This window comes from Sphingomonas beigongshangi (genome assembly GCF_016820445.1).
Classification (GTDB): Bacteria; Pseudomonadota; Alphaproteobacteria; order Sphingomonadales; family Sphingomonadaceae; genus Sphingomonas; species Sphingomonas beigongshangi.
Window position 1 is genome coordinate 418,091 of record NZ_JADHDT010000001.1, and the last position, 17,251, is coordinate 435,341.

The following is a 17,251-nucleotide window of genomic DNA, read 5'->3' on the forward strand; positions in this document are numbered from 1 at the left end:
CCCCTCCACCGTCATTTCGGCGCACGCCGATGACCGATCCGCTCGCCGCGTACAACGCCAAGCGCGACTTCGCGAAGACCGCCGAGCCAGCCGGCACGCTCGCCCCCGGCCACGGCAACAGCTTCATGGTGCAGAAGCACGACGCGACCCGGCTGCACTGGGACTTCCGGCTCGAGATCGACGGCGTGCTGAAGAGCTGGGCGGTGACGCGCGGCCCGAGCCTCGACCCGGACGAAAAGCGTCTCGCGGTACGCACCGAAGATCATCCTTTGTCCTATGCGACGTTCGAGGGCGCGATCCCCGCAGGGGAATATGGCGGCGGCACCGTCATGCTATGGGATCGCGGCACCTGGTCGCCCGTCGCCGGTAAATCGGCGAAGGACCTGGAAAAGGGCCATCTCCACTTCGTGCTGGACGGCGAGCGGATGAAGGGCGAATGGCTGCTGATCCGCCTGAAGCCACGCGGCAAGGAGCGGCGCGAGAACTGGCTGCTGCGCAAGATCGACGACGCCTTCGCCGCAGGGACGGACACGCTGACCGAGGAGGCGCTGACCAGCGTCGCGACCGGCCGCACGATGCAGGAGATCGCTGAAGGGAAGACGCCGTCCCGCCGCGGCAAGGCGGCGCCGGGGCGCACCACCGGCGGAAGCGCCGGATCACCCGCAAAGAGCGCGGCGACACCGGGCACGAGCCGGCGTAGACGACGGGCGTCCCCCGCTTCTGCCGAAGCGAAAGCCCCGGCTTTCATCGAACCGCAATTGTGCACGTTGGTGGAAGCGGTGCCGGCGGGCAGCGGATGGATGCACGAGGTGAAGTATGACGGCTATCGTGCGCTCGTCGCGGTCGCGGGAGGCCAGGCGACGGTCTTCACGCGCAACGGCCTGGATTGGACGGACAAGTTCGCGGCGATCGCACAGGCCGCCGCCGCCATCCCGGGCAGCGCGCTGATCGATGGAGAGATCGTCGCGTTCAAGGACGGGCGTCCCGATTTCTCCACGCTCAAGGATGCGATCGCCGGCGGCGGCGCGATGACGCTGTTCGCGTTCGATTGTCTCGAGCACGACGGCGAGGATCTGCGCGCCTTGCCCAATCTGGCGCGCAAGGAGCGGCTGCGCGCGCTGCTGCCGGCCGGCGAACGGCTGCAGTTCGCCGAACATGTGCTGGGCGCGGGCGAGCCCCTGTTCGAGACGATGTGCCGCGAGGGACTGGAAGGCGTGGTCTCCAAGCGCGCCGACGCGCCCTATCGGTCGGGCCGCACGCGCGCCTGGCTCAAGGCGAAATGCACCCGTCGGCAGGAATTCGTCATCGTCGGCTGGCTGCCGTCGGACAAGAAGCGCGGCTTTCGCTCGCTGCTGCTGGGCGTGCACGAGAACGGCCGGCTGCGGTACGCGGGAAAGGTCGGCACCGGCTTCGACGCCAGCCGCATGGACGCGATCGCCGCACAATTGTCCCGGCTCGCACGCAAGACGCCGACGGTCGAGGCGCCGCGCGCCATGGTCCGCGGGGCGCAGTGGGTCAGTCCGAAGCTCGTCGCGGAAATCGCCTTCACCGAGGTGACGCCGGACGGCCTGCTACGCCACCCGAGCTTCATCGGATTGCGAGGCGACAAGCGAGCGCAGGACGTGGTCGTCGAGACGCCGGAACCGGCACCCGCACAAGGCGCACCGCCCGTGACGGTCAAGGTATCAAGCCGCGATCGCGTGATCTTTCCCGACAGCCAGGTCACCAAGGGCGACCTTGCCGATTATTATGCGGCGCTCGCGCCCGTCGTGCTGCCCTGGACGGGGCGACGGCCGGTCAGTCTTGTCCGTTGCCCGCAAGGCCGCGCCAAGGCGTGCTTCTTCCAGAAACATGACGCGGGCAGCTTCGGCGATCATGTCCACCACGTCGACATCACCGAAAAGGACGGCAGCACCGAACCCTATCTGTGGGTCGACGACGCGGACGGGCTGGTCGCCTGCGTGCAGATGGGGACGATCGAATTCCACGGCTGGGGATCGACGATCGATGCACTGGAAACGCCTGACCGCATGGTCTTCGACCTGGATCCCGACGAGGCGCTGGACTTCGCGGAAACGCGGAAGGCCGCGCAATATGTCGCCGACCAGCTCGCCGAGATCGGCCTGACCAGCTTTCCGTTGCTGTCGGGCGGAAAGGGCGTCCATGTCGTCGTGCCGCTGATGCCAGGGGCCGAATGGCCAATTGTCCGTGACTTCGCCGAGCGCTTCGCCAAGGCACTCGCCGCGGCCGATCCGGATCGCTTCGTTGCGGTCATGACCAAGGCGAAGCGCAAGGGGCGAATCTTCATCGACTATTTGCGCAACCAGCGCGGCAGCACCGCCATCATGCCCTATGCGGCCCGCGCGCGTGCCGGCGCCCCGGTTGCAGCCCCGGTATCGTGGAGCGAGTTGCGCGACCTCGATAGCGCGGCGCGCTGGTCGGTCGCCGATCGCGACGCGCTGCTTGCCCGTGCGACGTCGCGCGCCTTGCAGGGCTGGGGTATCGCGGACCAGCTGTTGCCGGATATCTGAGACCGGGAGGGCACCGACTATGGCACGCCCTCCTGCCGGCCCGCTTCTCGACAGCGGAAATGCCAAGCTATTCCTTTGTCACCGCATTGTCGTTGCCGACGGTATCGTCGGTATCCTTGTCGCCCGTGCCCGAATAGTCGATCTCCGACTGGCCGCCATGTTCCATGAAGCCGCCGCCGGCATCGCCCCCGCCCTTGGCTGTATGCGGGTTGGGATAGGCGCCGCCGCCACTTTCGCCGCCGCCCGCGCGCTTGCCCGGTGCGTCGCCGACGCCGTCGTGCGCGCCTTCATGGTCGGTATCCATCGCCTGCGTTGGCTGCTTGTCGCTCATCGTCCGTCTCCTTGCGGCCTTCAACGAGCGTCGAGCCGATTGCGTTGCGCCTCGCCCTCCCCCACATAGGTCGGTAATACACCAACGGGGACCCAATGGCCGATCCTTACAAGACCCTGGGCGTCGCGCGCGATGCGTCCGAGGCGGACATCAAGAAGGCGTATCGCAAGCTCGCCAAGGAACTGCATCCCGATCGGAACAAGGACAATCCCAAGGCGGCCGAGCGGTTCAGCCAGGTGACGTCCGCCTACGACCTGCTGACCGACAAGGACAAGCGCGCCCGCTTCGACCGGGGCGAGATCGACGGCGACGGCAATCCCGCCTCCCCCTTCGGCTATGGCGGCGCTCGGCCGGGCGGCGGCGGTACCTATGCCCGGCCCGGCGCCGGCGGCGGCTTCAGCAGCGCCGGTTTCGAATTCGGCGGCGATGCCGGCGACATGGGGGACATATTCGAGGGCCTGTTCGGCGGCGGTGGCGCGCGTGGCGGCGGCTTCGCCAGCGGTTTCGGCCGTCGACCGCAGCCGAAGGGTGCGAATGTCGCCTATTCGCTGCGCGTGCCCTTCGTCGATGCCGCGACGCTCAGCCCGCAGCGCGTGACGCTGGGCGACGGCAAGACGATCGACCTCAAGCTGCCCGCCGGCGTCGAGGATGGCACGCAGATGCGGCTGGGCGGCAAGGGCGAGCAGGGTCCGGGGGGCGCCGGCGACGCGATCGTGACGATCGAGATACAGCCGCACCGCTTCTTCACCCGCGACGGCGACGATGTCCGCCTCGATCTGCCCTTGTCGCTGCGCGAGGCGGTGCTTGGCGGACAGGTGCGCGTGCCGACCGTCGACAAGGCGGTGATGCTGACGGTGCCCAAGGGCACGACGTCGGGAAAGACGCTGCGCCTCAAGGGCAAGGGGTTCCACCGGAAGGACGGAACGCGCGGCGACCAGCTCGTCACGCTGATGATCGACGTGCCGGCGGATGATGCAGCGCTGCAACAGTTCGTCGAAGGATGGTCCGACGGGCGGAACCCGCGCGCGGCGATGGGCGTCTGACGCCATGACGTGACAGATACCATAGCCTATACCCCCGAAGATCGCGCGCATCAGCATCGCGGCGCCCGCCAGCGTCTCGCGAAGCTGCGGCCGCCCGCCGCGGCCTGGGAAGTGACCAAGCGCGCCGCGATCGGCGTGTTCAACGATGGCTTCATCCACGCCGGCAATCTGGCCTATCTGGCGCTGATGACGGTGTTTCCATTCTTCATCACGGCGGCGGCGGTGCTGTCGCTGCTGGGCCAGAGCGCCGAGACGCAGCGCGCCGTCGCCTCCTTCCTCCACGTCCTTCCGCCTGACGTCGCCGAAATCCTGCGCAAACCGATCGCCGACGTGCTCGTCGCGCGGACGGGATCGCTTCTATGGCTCGGCGGCCTCGTCGGATTGTGGACCGTCGGGGGGTTCATCGAAACCATCCGCGACATGTTCCATCGCGCTTATGGGACCAAGGCGAGCGTGCCCTTCTGGCGATCCCGCCTGTCGTCGTCGGGTGTCATCATCCTGTCGGTGGTGATCGCGCTGATGAGCTTCCTCATCCAGGGTATCCTGACCGCCGCCGAACAGTTCATCTACCGCCTGCTCCCGTTCGCCCGCGACGCCGCCGGCTGGGTTGGCCTGTCGCGCGTGATCCCCGGCATCGTGATGTACGGCGCGCTCTACCTGCTGTTCTACTCGGTGACGCCCGGCAAATACCGCCATTCCGACTGCCCGAAATGGCCCGGCGCGCTGTTCACGGCGGGCTGGTGGGTGTCGATGACGGCGTTGCTGCCCTTGGTGCTCAGCCATCTCGGCGGCTATGACCTCACCTACGGCAGCCTGGCGGGCGTGGTCGTCATGCTGCTGTTCTTCTACCTGATCGGCCTCGGCCTCGTGTTCGGCGCGCATCTCAACGCGGCACTGGCGGAACCACCCGAACCGGCGCTAGAGGAAGGCGCGACGCACAAGGTGGAGGCACAGGCGGCGTGACGACGGGGTTGATGGCGGGCAAGCGCGGGCTGATCATGGGACTGGCGAACGACAAGTCGCTGGCCTGGGGAATCGCCAAGCAATTGTCCGAAGCGGGGGCGGAGCTGGCCTTTTCCTATCAGGGCGCGGCGATGGAGAAGCGCGTGCGCCCGCTCGCGGAGCAGCTCGGCGTCGCGCGGCTGTTCGACTGCGACGTGTCCGACATGGCCGCGCTGGACGCGACGTTCGCGGCGCTGAAGGCGGAATGGCCGACGATCGATTTCGTCGTCCACGCGATCGGGTTCTCCGACAAGTCGCAGCTGCGCGGGCGCTATTACGACACGACGCTCGACAATTTCCTGATGACGATGAACATCTCCGCCTATTCGCTGGTCGCGGTGGCGCAGCGCGCGCGCGCGATGATGCCGAACGGCGGCGCGATCCTGACGCTGACCTATTATGGCGCCGAAAAGGTCATTCCGCATTACAACGTCATGGGCGTGGCGAAGGCCGCGCTGGAGACCAGCGTCAAATATCTCGCGGTCGACCTTGGGCCGGAAAACATCCGCGTCAACGCCATCTCCGCCGGGCCGATCCAGACGCTGGCGGCGCGGGGCATCGGCGACTTCAACTATATCCTCAAGTGGAACGAGCTGAACGCGCCGTTGCGCCGCACCGTCACGATCGAGGATGTCGGCGGTGCCGGCCTGTACATGCTGTCCGATCTGTCGGCGGGCGTGACCGGAGAGATCCATCATGTCGACGCAGGTTATAACGTCATCGGCATGAAGGCCGAGGATGCGCCGGACATCGCGCTCGCCTGAAGACTCGACGATGACGCTATCCGCCGCTCTCGCGCTGATCGCCATGCTCGCCGGATATTACGGCTGGCAACGCGGCCGGTACGAACGGGCCGTAACGCCGCGTGAGGCGCATGCGCGGGCGGTCGGCGACACGTTGGCATTGGCGCTGATCATCGCCGGCGTGTGGATCGGCGGCTGGATCGCGCCCCAATGGGGATGGATATCGGGGGCGGGCAGCGCGGGCGCGAGCATCGGCGTATTGCTGGCCGTCCTGATCGCCGGTCCCGCCCGGCGCGCGCTTCTCCGCGCCTTCCGCATCGATCCCGGCCCGCAGCGCTGAACGCAAGCGCGGCAAGCGCTTCGCGGCGGACCGGCGATTGCATCGCAATAGCGACGGGGTTTGCCTGCCCCGCCAGGAAGAACCGGCCCGATCCGTCCCTCGATCACCGGGCCTCATGCTCAGCATCACGCGGTTCACCGCGATCGCGGATCAGGCCGCCGGCTTCTTCTCCTCGTAATAGAGCGGGCCCAAGGCATCGATCACCGCCGTGGCATCGATCGCGTGCGTCGTATCTGCCCCGGGGTCGAGCGGGCGGATCGTCAACTCGCTCTTGAAGCCGGTCGGGGTGCGACTGATTTCGCGGCCATATTGCGACTGGACCAGCTGCCGCGAATAATCGGCCCGCGTCGTGATCGCGAAGGCAGCTTTGCCGGCGCCGCGCGTCACCTCGGCCGCGCGCAGCAGCGTCATTTCCTGGATCACCGCCGGCGAACTCGAATTGCCGATGAACTCGACTTTTTGGGTACCGTCGGGATTCAGCGTCGATCGGAAGCCGTCGGTGCGCTTGATGCCGCCGAGCAGGCTGGTGCCCATCGACAAGGCGCCGCCCACCAGCGCCCCGAGGATGTTCGGGCGCGCGCGGTTGTAATCGATGACGGCACGCGGCGTTTCCGGCACGATCATCGCCAGGGGAATCGCTGCGACCAGGGCGTCGCCGCGCGCCTTCGCCAGTTGCGCGACGATCGACGTGGTATCGGGAAGCGACTGCGCCTGATCGGCGGTCAGCATCGGGCGAAGCTTCGTCGTCACGTCGAGCAACGGTCCGCTGTACGGCATTGTCACGCCAGGCCTGATCGTCACCGGGCCGATCGCGGCGAGCGCTTCGGCCGGGCGCTTCTGGTCGATCGCGATCCGTGCCTCGACCAGCCGGCCATAGTCTCCCGCGAATTTGCGCACGTTCTCGTTGAGCATCCCGACGAATGCCGCGCCCTGCACGCTCCCCGCCCCGGCCTTTGGATCGGCGCTGGCCACCGGCAGCAGCGCATCGAGATGCGTCATTGCATTGGCGACGTCGCGCCGTGCGCCGGCCGCATCACCTGTCGCGGCGCGGGCATAAGCGGTGTGCAGCGTCAGCGTAAGCGCGCGCAACAGCGCCTTGCCATCGGGCGCTTGCACCGCCAGCGCCATGGGCGCGAGGCGCGCCACAGGCCAGGCGGCATCGGTGCGGGGCGCCAGTTCGAGCACCCTGGCATGATGTCCTGCCGCGGTTTCGAGCAGGATCAGCTTGGTGGACAGATCGGGATCGAGCCGGACGACGCTGTCCATCGCCGCGACCCCGCCATCGGACAGCTGCTCGAGCACGCTTTCCCCCGCGAGCTGGACATGCAGCGCATAGGGGCGCGCCGCCATCGCCGCGCGCGCCAGCGGGCCCGCCGCCGCGACATCGCCCTGCCGGGCGAGCGCGATCGCCCGTAGCAGCGACAGCGAAACGCCCATGCTTCGCTTGTAGAAGGGGGCGCCGGCCAGCGGCGCACCCGCCGCCTCGGCTGCCTCCAAGTCGGCGATGGCGGCGGGGATCGCGTCGCTGGCCATGTTCGCGGCTGCACGGGCGCGCAGCAGGTGGACACGCCGCAGCGTCTGCGTCGGCAGCAAGCGCGGACTGGCGAGCGCACGGGTACAGGCGGCGATCGCCGCGCCGTTGCGATCCCCCGCCATTCTCCAGGATGAGACGGACGACGGCGGACGCATGCCATCCGCCTGCTTGCCGGGCGCCTGCAGTCCGTCGCAGGTCTCGAAATCGACCTTGTCGGCTTCCGCCAGTGCCGGCGTCGCGCTCGCGAGCGCCGCAGCGACGATCGCACATCCCCCCAATCGCATCCCAATCCCCCAATCAGGCCTTCGAATCGGCGCATCCCGCCGTCGTCGCGACGCTAGGATATCGCGCGACGATCTGCCATGGCTGGCCGCATGCCCGCCCGCCCCCACCACCGCGTCGTTCCCGCTATCCTGGCCCCGCGCACGAGGGCGCGCGCATGAGCGTCAACAGCTTCGGTCATCTGTTCCGCTTCACCACCTGGGGCGAGAGCCACGGCCCGGCGATCGGGGCGGTGGTCGACGGCTGCCCGCCGGGAATCGCGCTCGACGCGGCCGATATCCAGCCCTGGCTCGACAAGCGGCGGCCGGGGACCAGTCGCTTCACGACCCAGCGGCGCGAACCCGATCAGGTCCGCATCCTGTCCGGAGTCTTCGAAGGGCGCACCACCGGTACGCCGATCAGCCTGATGATCGAGAACGTCGACCAACGGTCGAAGGACTATTCGGATGTCGCCAAGGCCTATCGTCCCGGCCACGCCGACTATGCCTATGACGCCAAGTACGGCTATCGCGATTATCGTGGTGGCGGACGCTCCTCCGCGCGCGAGACGGCGAGCCGCGTCGCTGCCGGCGCGGTCGCGCGGCTGGTCGTGCCGGGGGTCCGCATCCGTGCCTGGGTGGAGGCGATCGGCGGCGATCCGATCGATTATGGCGCGTTCGACGATGCCGCGATCGACGACAACCCGTTCTTCTGCCCGGATCCTGCCGCCGCGGCACGGTGGGAAGCGATGGTGGATGCCGCGCGCAAGGACGGATCGTCGCTGGGCGCGGTCGTGGCGTGCGAGGCGACGGGCGTCCCCGCCGGCTGGGGCGCGCCGCTCTATGCCAAGCTCGACGCGGAACTGGCGCATGCTTGCATGGGGATCAATGCGGTCAAGGGCGTGGAGATCGGCGACGGCTTTGCCGCGGCCGCGCTGCGGGGCGAGCAGAATGCCGATCCGATGCGCCCGGGCCCATCCGGCCCGACGTTCCTGGCCAATCATGCCGGTGGCATCGCGGGTGGCATCGCGACGGGCCAGCCGATCCGGCTGCGCGTCGCGTTCAAGCCGACCAGCTCCATCCTGATCCCGGTCGAGACCGTCGACCGGTCCGGCGCGTCCGCCGAAATCCTGACCAAGGGGCGTCATGATCCATGTGTGGGCATCCGCGGCGTCCCCGTCGTGGAGGCGATGGTCGCGCTCGTTTTAGCCGATCAGGCGTTGCTTCACCGGGGTCAATGCGGCGGATAAAGGGAACGCTCCTGCACCCGACCCGTTGAGGGCGGACAGATTTTTGCAGGAGAGAACAATGCGTAAGGTCCTTCCGATCATGGCAGCTGCCATGCTGATCAGCCCAGCCGCGTTCGCGCAGACCACCACCACCGGCGGTTCTACGACGGGCTCGATGAGCGGCCAGACCACCACGTCGCCGACCGACCAGACGACCACGTCGGGCAGCATGTCGACGCAGTCGCGCGGCAAGATGAACAAGCGTGGACGGAGCAGCCGCGCCGGAACCAACGGCAGCACGACGGGCGTCGACAATTCGACGGGCACGTCGACCACGGGCAGCATGGGCGGCACGACCGGCACCACCGATACGATGGGCGGCACGACCGGCACCGGCACGGGCACGACCACCGGCACGATGGGTGGCGGCACGACCGGCACGATGGGCGGCACTTCGACCACCGGCACGATGGGCGGCACCGCCGGCACGACCACCGGCACGCCGACGCCGCAATAACGGCCTCGCCTTACGAGGCTAGCGAAGGGCCGGCTGACGTCATGTCAGCCGGCCTTTTCGCGTGTCCGGATCAGTCGGCGAACGGATCGCGGACCAGGATCGTGTCCTCGCGTTCCGGGCTGGTCGACACCAGCGCGACGGGGCAGCGGATCAGTTCCTCGACGCGCCGGATGTACTTGATCGCCTGCGCCGGCAGGTCCGCCCAGCTGCGCGCGCCGGCGGTGGACTGCTGCCAGCCTTCCATTTCCTCGTACACCGGCTCGACCGCCGCCTGATCGGCGGCATGGGCGGGGAAATAGTCGATCGTCTCGCCGTTCAGCCGATAGCCGGTGCAGATCTTCACCGTGTCGAAGCCATCCAGCACGTCGATCTTGGTCAGCGCGATCCCGGTGATCCCGCCGACCGCCGCCGACTGGCGCAGCAGCACCGTGTCGATCCAGCCGCAGCGGCGCTTGCGTCCCGTCACCGTGCCGAACTCGTGGCCGCGCACGCCCAGTCGTTCGCCCGTCTCGTCGTGCAGCTCGGTCGGGAAGGGACCGGAGCCGACACGCGTGGTGTAGGCCTTGGCGATGCCCAGTACGAAACCGACGGCCGCCGGCCCCAGCCCCGACCCGCCCGCCGCCGTGCCAGCGATCGTGTTGGAGGACGTGACGAACGGATAGGTGCCGTGGTCGACGTCCAGCAGCACGCCCTGCGCGCCCTCGAACAGGATCCGCTTGCCGCGTCCCTTCGCCTCGTTGAGATCGCGCCACACGGGCTTGGCGAAGGGCAGGACGAAGCCCGCGATGTCGCTTAGCTCCGCGATCAGTCCCTCGCGATCGATCGGCACGGCGCCGAACCCCGCGCGCAGGGCATCGTGATGCGCGAGCAGCCGGTCGAGCTGCGGCCCGAGGTCGTTGAGATGCGCAAGGTCGCAGACGCGGATCGCACGGCGGCCGACCTTGTCCTCATAGGCCGGGCCGATACCGCGGCGCGTCGTGCCGATCTTGCCCGCGCCGCTCGCATCCTCGCGCAAGCCGTCGAGATCGCGGTGCAGCGGCAGGATCAGTGCGCAACTGTCGGCGATCCGCAGCGTATCGGGGGTCGCGACGACGCCCTGATCGGCAAGCCGCTCGATCTCCGCCTTGAGCGCCCAGGGATCGAGCACCACGCCATTGCCGATCACCGAGGGCGTGCCGCGCACGATGCCCGACGGCAGCAGCGACAGCTTGTAGACATTCTCGCCGACGACGAGCGTGTGGCCGGCATTGTGCCCGCCCTGGAATCGCACGACGATGTCGGCGCGCTCCGCCAGCCAGTCGACGATCTTGCCCTTGCCCTCGTCGCCCCATTGGGCGCCGATCACCGCGACGTTCGCCATGTACAGGTCTCCACCTGCCGGCCAGACCCGGCGCGCCCTTCGACAGGACTCGGCGCGGCGGGATTTCCATCAAGTGCGGGCGGGCGGTTAGCGGCGCGCGCCCGCGGGGTCAACCGTGGAGGTACGTTATTGCCGGTTCCGCCCGGTCGGCGCCAGGGACGCTCGCCGATCGGTCTCAGACCGGCTGTGCCACGCCGTCCTTCCATAGGTGGGTGCACAATTGCGCCTGCGGCGTATCGTCCGCTTCCAGCGCCGCCACCGTGACCCAGCCGGCGGCGCGCATCGCCGCACCGTCGGCCACCGGCGTGCCGAGCGGCAGGAACAGCCGGCGACGCTCGACCGCACCGGCGGTCGCGACGATCGCATCGGCATAGAGCGAAAAGCCCGTCGCGGGTTCCTCGCCCTCCGCCCCCACGATCATATAGGTGCCGCCGCGCCCGACCTCCCGACTCGCGCCGGCGACGAACAGCGAGAAGCCGAGCCACGACTGATATTCGAAGCCATGTCGCTCGGTCGGGTCCAGGGTCAGCGCCACGCGGTCTCCCAAGGATACGGCGATCGCCGACAGCGCATCGAGACGGCTCGCCAGGACGCCCTTCGCGTCGAACGCGCGCAGCCGCGCGACCGCGGCGTCGAACGGCCCCGCCGCCTCGACCAGCGGCAGATAGGCGGGGGCCAGCGTCGCGACCGCACCGGCGTCCTTGGCGTCGAGCGCGCTGCGCAGCGGCTCGATCTGGTCCGCTGCCACCGGCAGGGGGCCGGCGGCGAGCGTCGCCACCAGATCGGGCAATGTGAAATCGATCGACAGGCCGCTCGCACCGGCCGCGCTCAGCGACTCGACCGCGACCCCGACGACTTCCGCCGCCGCCGCGACCGAATCGCGGCCGATGAGTTCGCAGCCGATCTGACGCCATTCGCGCGCCGGTGCGAGCTGGTCCGCGCGCAATCTGAGGACGGGACCGGCATAGGACAGGCGTACCGGACGCGGATGATGGCCCATGCGGGTCGCGGCGATCCGAGCGATCTGCGCGGTCATGTCGGGACGGATCGCCAGCGTGCGCTGCGACACCGGATCGACGAAGCGCACCGCGTCCGTCAGGGCGCCATCCTTCAGCCGCGAGGACAGGCCATCGGCATGTTCCGCGAGGGGCGGATCGACCCGCTCATAGCCGTGCAGACGCGCCGCCTCCAGCACGCGTGCCTCGACCGCGGCGGCGGCATCGGCGTGCGGCGGCAGGCGGTCGTGGAATCCTTCGGGAAGCAGGCCGGTCGTCATCATGGCTCGCCCGATAGCCCGCTTGCGCGCGCCGCGCCACTGGCGGTTCCGGCGCTGCCCCTCACCCTATTGGCCGGCATCGCCGTCTCTTCCCGCTCCCGGCGGGAGAAGGAAGAGACGCCCGGACGGCGGGGATCGGGACAGGTCCGGCGGTTTAGAAGGACAGCCCCATCGCCGTCTTCACGCCCGGCAGCGCCTTGACGCGGGCGAGCAGGTCCCCGCTGACCGGCTCGTCGACCGAGAGCAGCAGCACCGCCTCGCCACCCGCCGAGCGGCGGCCGAGGTGGAAGGTGCCGATGTTGACCCCAGCCTCGCCCAGCGTCGTGCCGAGCCGGCCGATGAAGCCCGGCGCGTCCTCGTTGACGACATAGAGCATCTGGCCGGCCAGATCGGCCTCGACCTTGATCCCGAACAGCTCGACGAGACGCGCTGCCTGGTCGCCGAACAACGTGCCCGCGACGGAACGCTCGCCGTCCGCCGTCTTCACCGACACGCGCAGCAGCGTGTGGTAATCGCCCTCGCGCTCGGTACGCACCTCGCGCACCTCCATGCCGCGATCCTTCGCCAGGAAGGGTGCGTTGACCATGTTCACCGTGTCGGTCTGATTGCGCAGGAAGCCCGCCAAGACCGCGCTGGTGATCGGCTTGGGGTTGAGTTCCGCCGCCGCGCCCTCGGTATGGATCGAGATGCGTGCGATCGCGCCCGTGGTCAGCTGGCCGACGAGGCTGCCGAGCTTCTCGGCCAGTGCCATATAGGGCTTCAGCTTCGGCGCTTCCTCCGCCGACAGGCTCGGTACGTTCAGCGCGTTGGTCACGCCGCCCGATACCAGATAGTCCGCCATCTGCTCGGCGACCTGGATGGCGACGTTGACCTGGGCTTCGGTCGTCGAGGCGCCGAGGTGCGGCGTCGAGACGAAATTGGGCGTGCCGAACAGCGGCGAGGCCTTGGCCGGCTCCTCGACGAACACGTCGAGCGCGGCGCCGGCGATATGGCCGCTGTCGAGCCCTTCCTTCAACGCCGCCTCGTCGATCAGGCCGCCGCGCGCGCAGTTGATGATGCGCACGCCCTTCTTCGTCTTCGCCAGATTCTCCGCCGACAGGATGTTGCGCGTCTGGTCGGTCAGCGGCGTGTGCAGGGTAATGAAGTCGGCACGGGCGAGCAGGTCGTCCAGCGTCACCTTCTCGACGCCCATCTCCACCGCGCGCTCGGGCGTCAGGAACGGGTCGAAGGCGACGACCTTCATCTTCAGCCCCCGCGCACGGTCGGCGACGATCGAGCCGATATTGCCCGCACCGATGAGGCCGAGCGTCTTGGCGGTCAGCTCGACCCCCATGAAGCGGTTCTTTTCCCACTTGCCCGCCTGGGTCGAGGCGTCCGCCTCCGGCAGCTGGCGTGCGAGGGCGAACATCAGCGCGATTGCATGTTCGGCGGTGGTGATCGAATTGCCGAACGGCGTGTTCATCACGACGACGCCCTTCGCTGATGCGGCGGGGATATCGACATTGTCGACACCGATGCCGGCGCGCCCGACGACCTTCAGATTGGTCGCATGGTCCAGAATATCCCTGGTCACCTTGGTCGACGACCGGATGGCGAGCCCGTCATACTGGCCGATGATGGCCTTCAATTCGTCCGGCGTCTTGCCGGTGATCTCGTCGACCTCGACGCCGCGCTCGCGAAAGATCTGCGCGGCCTTGGGATCCATTTTATCGCTGATGAGGACTTTGGGCATGAAATGGCCTTTCTGGAAAGACGGGATCGCGGCCCTCCGCTCGTCACCCCGGCGAAAGCCGGGGCCCATGAATACGGAACGCTTGAAGTCGCAGCCGTATCGCGTCCGTGGGTCCCGGCTTTCGCCGGGATGACGATGGGGGTCGGGAGAAAGTTAGGCCGCCGCCTTGGCGGTGGCGTAGGCCCAGTCGAGCCACGGCCCGAGCGCTTCGATATCCGCCGTGTCGACCGTGGCGCCGCACCAGATGCGCAGGCCCGGCGGTGCGTCGCGATAGCCGCCGATGTCATAGGCGGCGTCCTCCGCCTCGAGCAGCGAGACCATTTTCTTGATGACGGCCTCGTCCGCGTCGACCGTCAGGCAGACGCTGGTCCTCGACCGCGACGCCGGGTCCTCCGCGAGGTGACCGAGCCAGTCGCGCGCCTCGACGATCCGGTCGAGCGCGGCGGCGTTCGCGTCGGACCGCGCGATCAGCCCCCCCTGTCCCAGCGACTTCGCCCATTCGAGGCTGAAGATCGCATCCTCGACGGCAAGCATCGACGGCGTGTTGATCGTCTCGCCCTTGAAGATGCCCTCGGTCAGCTTGCCCTTCGACACCAGGCGGAACACCTTGGGCAGCGGCCAGGCGGGCGTGTAGCTCTCGAGCCGTTCGACGGCGCGCGGGCCGAGGATCAGTACGCCATGCGCGCCCTCGCCGCCCAGCACCTTCTGCCAGCTGAAGGTCGCGACGTCGATCTTGTCCCAGGGCAGGTCATAGGCGAAGACGCCGCTGGTCGCGTCGGCGAAGCTCAGCCCCTCGCGGTTCTCGGCGATCCAGTCGCCGTTCGGCACGCGCACGCCGCTGGTGGTGCCGTTCCAGGTGAACAGCACGTCGGTCGCCCAGTCGACCTGCGTGAGGTCGGGTAGCTGGCCGTAGTCGGCACGGATCACCTTGGGGTCGATCTTCAGCTGCTTGACCGCATCGGTCACCCAACCTTCGCCGAAGCTTTCCCAGGCGAGCGCGGTAACCGGGCGGGCGCCGAGCATCGTCCACATCGCCATTTCGAAGGCGCCGGTGTCGGAGCCAGGGACGATGCCGATGCGATGCGTGTCGGGCAGGCCGAGCAGCTCGCGCATCAGGTCGATGCAATATTGCAGGCGCTGCTTGCCGAGCTTCGAGCGGTGAGAGCGGCCGAGGACGGCGGTCGCGAGCTTGGCGGGATCGTAGCCGGGTGGCTTGGCGCAGGGGCCGGACGAGAATTGGGGGCGCGCCGGCTTGGCGGCGGGTTTCGCGGGCGCAATGGTAGCGTCGGCGAGCGTCGTATCAGTCATGTAGACTCTCCTCACAGAGAGCACGCGCGGCGTTGGGACCGCGTGGCCCGTCGACGGCCCTAGGGATACGGACGTGACGTGGCAAGCGGGAAAGTTCGGATCGATCGCCTCTGTGGGCCGCTGCACAATTTTCGATCGGAGCCGGGCGACACCACGGACTTTCCTGACTGCGCGAACGACGTGGACAGTCCTTGGGCCGGCCGTCACGGTAACATCGTGCCCGATACCCGCGTCCGCCCAGCCCTGACGGTGAACGGCTTTCGGGTCGTCTCTCCGGCGGATCGGTCCGACACCAATCGGCCCCCATCCGTCGGTCCACCGCCGTTTCCGCGCGGGTCGTCACGCAAAGCCGCTTTCGGGCGGCCGCCGTCTTCCGCCGGCCGATCCGCGCGATAGGAAGTGGAGATGCGTCGCCTCCTTGCCTGCTCGGTGCTGCTCGTCCTTCTTGCCGGTTGCGGCAGCCGCGAACGCGCCGCACCGCAGCGATCATCGATCGCCCTCGCCTCGCCTCGCGCCACCGCGCAGTGTCTGGCCGACCTGCGTGCGGACCATGTCGCCTACAGGGTCCTGCCCGATCGCGATTTCGGCAATGGCTGCGGCCTGTCCGGGGCGGTGCAGCTGGTCGAGATCGGCGTACCCGTCACCGGCGTCACCGCGATGCGGTGCGGCGAAGCGCGCGCCTTTTCCGCCTGGGTGCGCAATGCCGTCGGCCCCGCCGCCTATCAGATCCTCGGCAGCGAGCTCGCCAGCGTCCAGGGCATGGGCAGCTACGTATGCCGCAACGTCGTCGGTACGGCGGGGTCAGGCGACCGCCGCTCGGGCCACGCCATCGCCAATGCGGTCGACGTCGGCGGCGTGACGCTGAAGGACGGGCGGCGGATCAGCATCCTGAACGACTGGACCTCGCCCGACCCGCAGGTCCAGTCGTTCCTGTCGACGATCCACCGCTCCGCCTGCCGGCGCTTCGGCACCGTGCTGTCGCCCGCCTATAATGCGGCGCATCGCAATCACCTGCACCTGGAGGACGATGACGCGCATTTCTGCCGTTGAGCGCCTGTCGGCTTTGCTCTAACCCGGCGAAAATGACCGATACACGAGTACCCGCGCGCGTCTTCCCGCATGCCAAGCAGGACGCAGAAAGCGCCAAGGCGGCGATTTCCACGCCGCAGACCGAGCATCCCGCCTACAAACTCGCCTTTCAGGACATGGACTTCCTGCTCCGCGAGGATCTGCGCCCCGTCCGTTTCCAGCTCGAGCTGCTGAAGCCCGAATTGCTGCTGGAAGAGGCGAAGATCGCGTCGACCTTCGTCATGTACGGCTCGGCGCGCATTCCCGAGCCGGCGAAGGCCAAGGCGCTGCTCGACATGGCGAGCGACGATACCGCCCGCGCGATCGCCGAGAAGCTGGTCGCCAAGAGCCGCTATTACGAGGTCGCGCGCGAGCTGGCGCAGATCGCCAGCCGCGTTCCGCGCGACCAGAACGGCATGCGCCAGTTCGTCGTCTGCTCGGGCGGCGGCCCCTCGATCATGGAAGCCGCGAACCGCGGCGCGACCGACGTCGGCGCGGAATCGATCGGGCTCAACATCGTCCTGCCGCACGAACAGGCGCCCAATCCCTATGTCACGCCCTCGCTAAGCTTCCAGTTCCATTATTTCGCCCTGCGCAAGATGCACTTCCTCCTGCGCGCCCGGGCCCTGGCAGCGTTTCCGGGAGGGTTCGGAACGTTCGACGAACTGTTCGAGCTGCTCACGCTGATCCAGACGGGCAAGATCAAGCCCATTCCCGTCCTGCTCTTCGGTCGCGAATTCTGGGACAAGGTCGTGAACTTCCAGGCGCTCGTTGACGAAGGCGTCGTCAGTCAGCGCGATCTCGGGATTTTCACCTACGTCGAAACGGCCGAGGAGGCCTGGGACGTGGTGCGCGAATTCTACGAGGAACAGGCGCGCAAGGAAGGCTGAGCCTTCCTCCCCTCTTCCAGGGCGGAAGAGGGGAGAGACGTTACGGGGGATCGGCCAGTGCCTGGTCCATATGCGTGGCAGTAGCGC

Annotated in this window: 15 protein-coding genes; 9 read left to right on the forward strand and 6 right to left on the reverse strand. The window is 68.3% G+C overall.

From position 1 onward, the window contains the following. Nucleotides 1-29 precede the first annotated feature (29 nt). Nucleotides 30-2,531: a DNA ligase D gene (gene ligD / locus IQ292_RS01955; protein WP_203308617.1), complete on the forward strand. Its 2,502-nt coding sequence runs from the start codon at nt 30-32 to the stop codon at nt 2,529-2,531. Nucleotides 2,532-2,598: 67 nt separating this feature from the next. On the opposite strand, the gene IQ292_RS01960 is transcribed toward ligD, so the two are convergent. Further along, on the reverse strand, nt 2,599-2,862 hold the full coding sequence (locus IQ292_RS01960; RefSeq protein ID WP_203308618.1) for a hypothetical protein: 264 nt from the start codon (nt 2,860-2,862) through the stop codon (nt 2,599-2,601). 95 nt (nt 2,863-2,957) lie between these two features. Here IQ292_RS01960 and IQ292_RS01965 point away from each other — a divergent pair, with 95 nt between their 5' ends. Genes IQ292_RS01965 through IQ292_RS01980 form a run of 4 tightly spaced genes read left to right on the forward strand, consistent with a single transcriptional unit; the run spans nt 2,958 to nt 5,990 of the window. Next, nucleotides 2,958-3,905 carry a DnaJ C-terminal domain-containing protein gene (locus IQ292_RS01965; protein WP_203308619.1) on the forward strand — a complete coding sequence of 316 codons (948 nt, stop codon included), beginning with the start codon at nt 2,958-2,960 and terminating at the stop codon, nt 3,903-3,905. A 9-nt stretch (nt 3,906-3,914) separates the two neighbouring features. After that, a complete protein-coding gene (locus IQ292_RS01970; protein ID WP_203308620.1) occupies nt 3,915-4,868 on the forward strand; it encodes a YihY/virulence factor BrkB family protein in 954 nt (317 codons plus the stop codon). A gap of 11 nt (nt 4,869-4,879) precedes the next feature. Continuing rightward, complete coding sequence (fabI, locus tag IQ292_RS01975; protein WP_203308859.1) at nt 4,880-5,671, forward strand: enoyl-ACP reductase FabI; 792 nt, start codon at nt 4,880-4,882, stop codon at nt 5,669-5,671. Nucleotides 5,672-5,681: 10 nt separating this feature from the next. Then, nucleotides 5,682-5,990 carry a hypothetical protein gene (locus tag IQ292_RS01980; RefSeq protein ID WP_203308621.1) on the forward strand — a complete coding sequence of 103 codons (309 nt, stop codon included), beginning with the start codon at nt 5,682-5,684 and terminating at the stop codon, nt 5,988-5,990. A gap of 150 nt (nt 5,991-6,140) precedes the next feature. Here the strand turns inward: IQ292_RS01980 and IQ292_RS01985 are convergent, their stop codons facing one another. Next, nucleotides 6,141-7,808: a hypothetical protein gene (locus tag IQ292_RS01985; protein ID WP_203308622.1), complete on the reverse strand. Its 1,668-nt coding sequence runs from the start codon at nt 7,806-7,808 to the stop codon at nt 6,141-6,143. A gap of 155 nt (nt 7,809-7,963) precedes the next feature. Between IQ292_RS01985 and aroC the strand changes: the two genes are divergently transcribed. Together aroC and IQ292_RS01995 are read left to right on the forward strand one after the other, a co-directional pair. Further along, nucleotides 7,964-9,034: a chorismate synthase gene (gene aroC / locus IQ292_RS01990; protein WP_203308623.1), complete on the forward strand. Its 1,071-nt coding sequence runs from the start codon at nt 7,964-7,966 to the stop codon at nt 9,032-9,034. Between the two features lie 58 nt (nt 9,035-9,092). Next, nucleotides 9,093-9,530 carry a hypothetical protein gene (locus IQ292_RS01995; protein WP_203308624.1) on the forward strand — a complete coding sequence of 146 codons (438 nt, stop codon included), beginning with the start codon at nt 9,093-9,095 and terminating at the stop codon, nt 9,528-9,530. 70 nt (nt 9,531-9,600) lie between these two features. Here the strand turns inward: IQ292_RS01995 and IQ292_RS02000 are convergent, their stop codons facing one another. From IQ292_RS02000 to IQ292_RS02015, 4 genes are all read right to left on the reverse strand, one after another. Continuing rightward, nucleotides 9,601-10,890 (reverse strand): adenylosuccinate synthase, encoded by a 1,290-nt coding sequence (locus IQ292_RS02000; RefSeq protein WP_203308625.1) that lies wholly within the window; start codon nt 10,888-10,890, stop codon nt 9,601-9,603. Between the two features lie 175 nt (nt 10,891-11,065). Further along, nucleotides 11,066-12,169 (reverse strand): ATP phosphoribosyltransferase regulatory subunit, encoded by a 1,104-nt coding sequence (locus IQ292_RS02005; protein WP_203308626.1) that lies wholly within the window; start codon nt 12,167-12,169, stop codon nt 11,066-11,068. Between the two features lie 151 nt (nt 12,170-12,320). Beyond that, on the reverse strand, nt 12,321-13,898 hold the full coding sequence (serA, locus tag IQ292_RS02010) for a phosphoglycerate dehydrogenase (RefSeq protein WP_203308627.1): 1,578 nt from the start codon (nt 13,896-13,898) through the stop codon (nt 12,321-12,323). A 153-nt stretch (nt 13,899-14,051) separates the two neighbouring features. Next, the gene (locus tag IQ292_RS02015; RefSeq protein ID WP_203308628.1) at nt 14,052-15,206 is read right to left on the reverse strand and encodes a phosphoserine transaminase; all 1,155 of its coding nucleotides are present in this window, start codon (nt 15,204-15,206) and stop codon (nt 14,052-14,054) included. Nucleotides 15,207-15,611: 405 nt separating this feature from the next. Between IQ292_RS02015 and IQ292_RS02020 the strand changes: the two genes are divergently transcribed. Next, complete coding sequence (locus tag IQ292_RS02020; protein ID WP_203308629.1) at nt 15,612-16,256, forward strand: extensin family protein; 645 nt, start codon at nt 15,612-15,614, stop codon at nt 16,254-16,256. Between the two features lie 32 nt (nt 16,257-16,288). Continuing rightward, complete coding sequence (locus tag IQ292_RS02025; protein WP_203308630.1) at nt 16,289-17,164, forward strand: LOG family protein; 876 nt, start codon at nt 16,289-16,291, stop codon at nt 17,162-17,164. Nucleotides 17,165-17,251 lie beyond the last annotated feature (87 nt).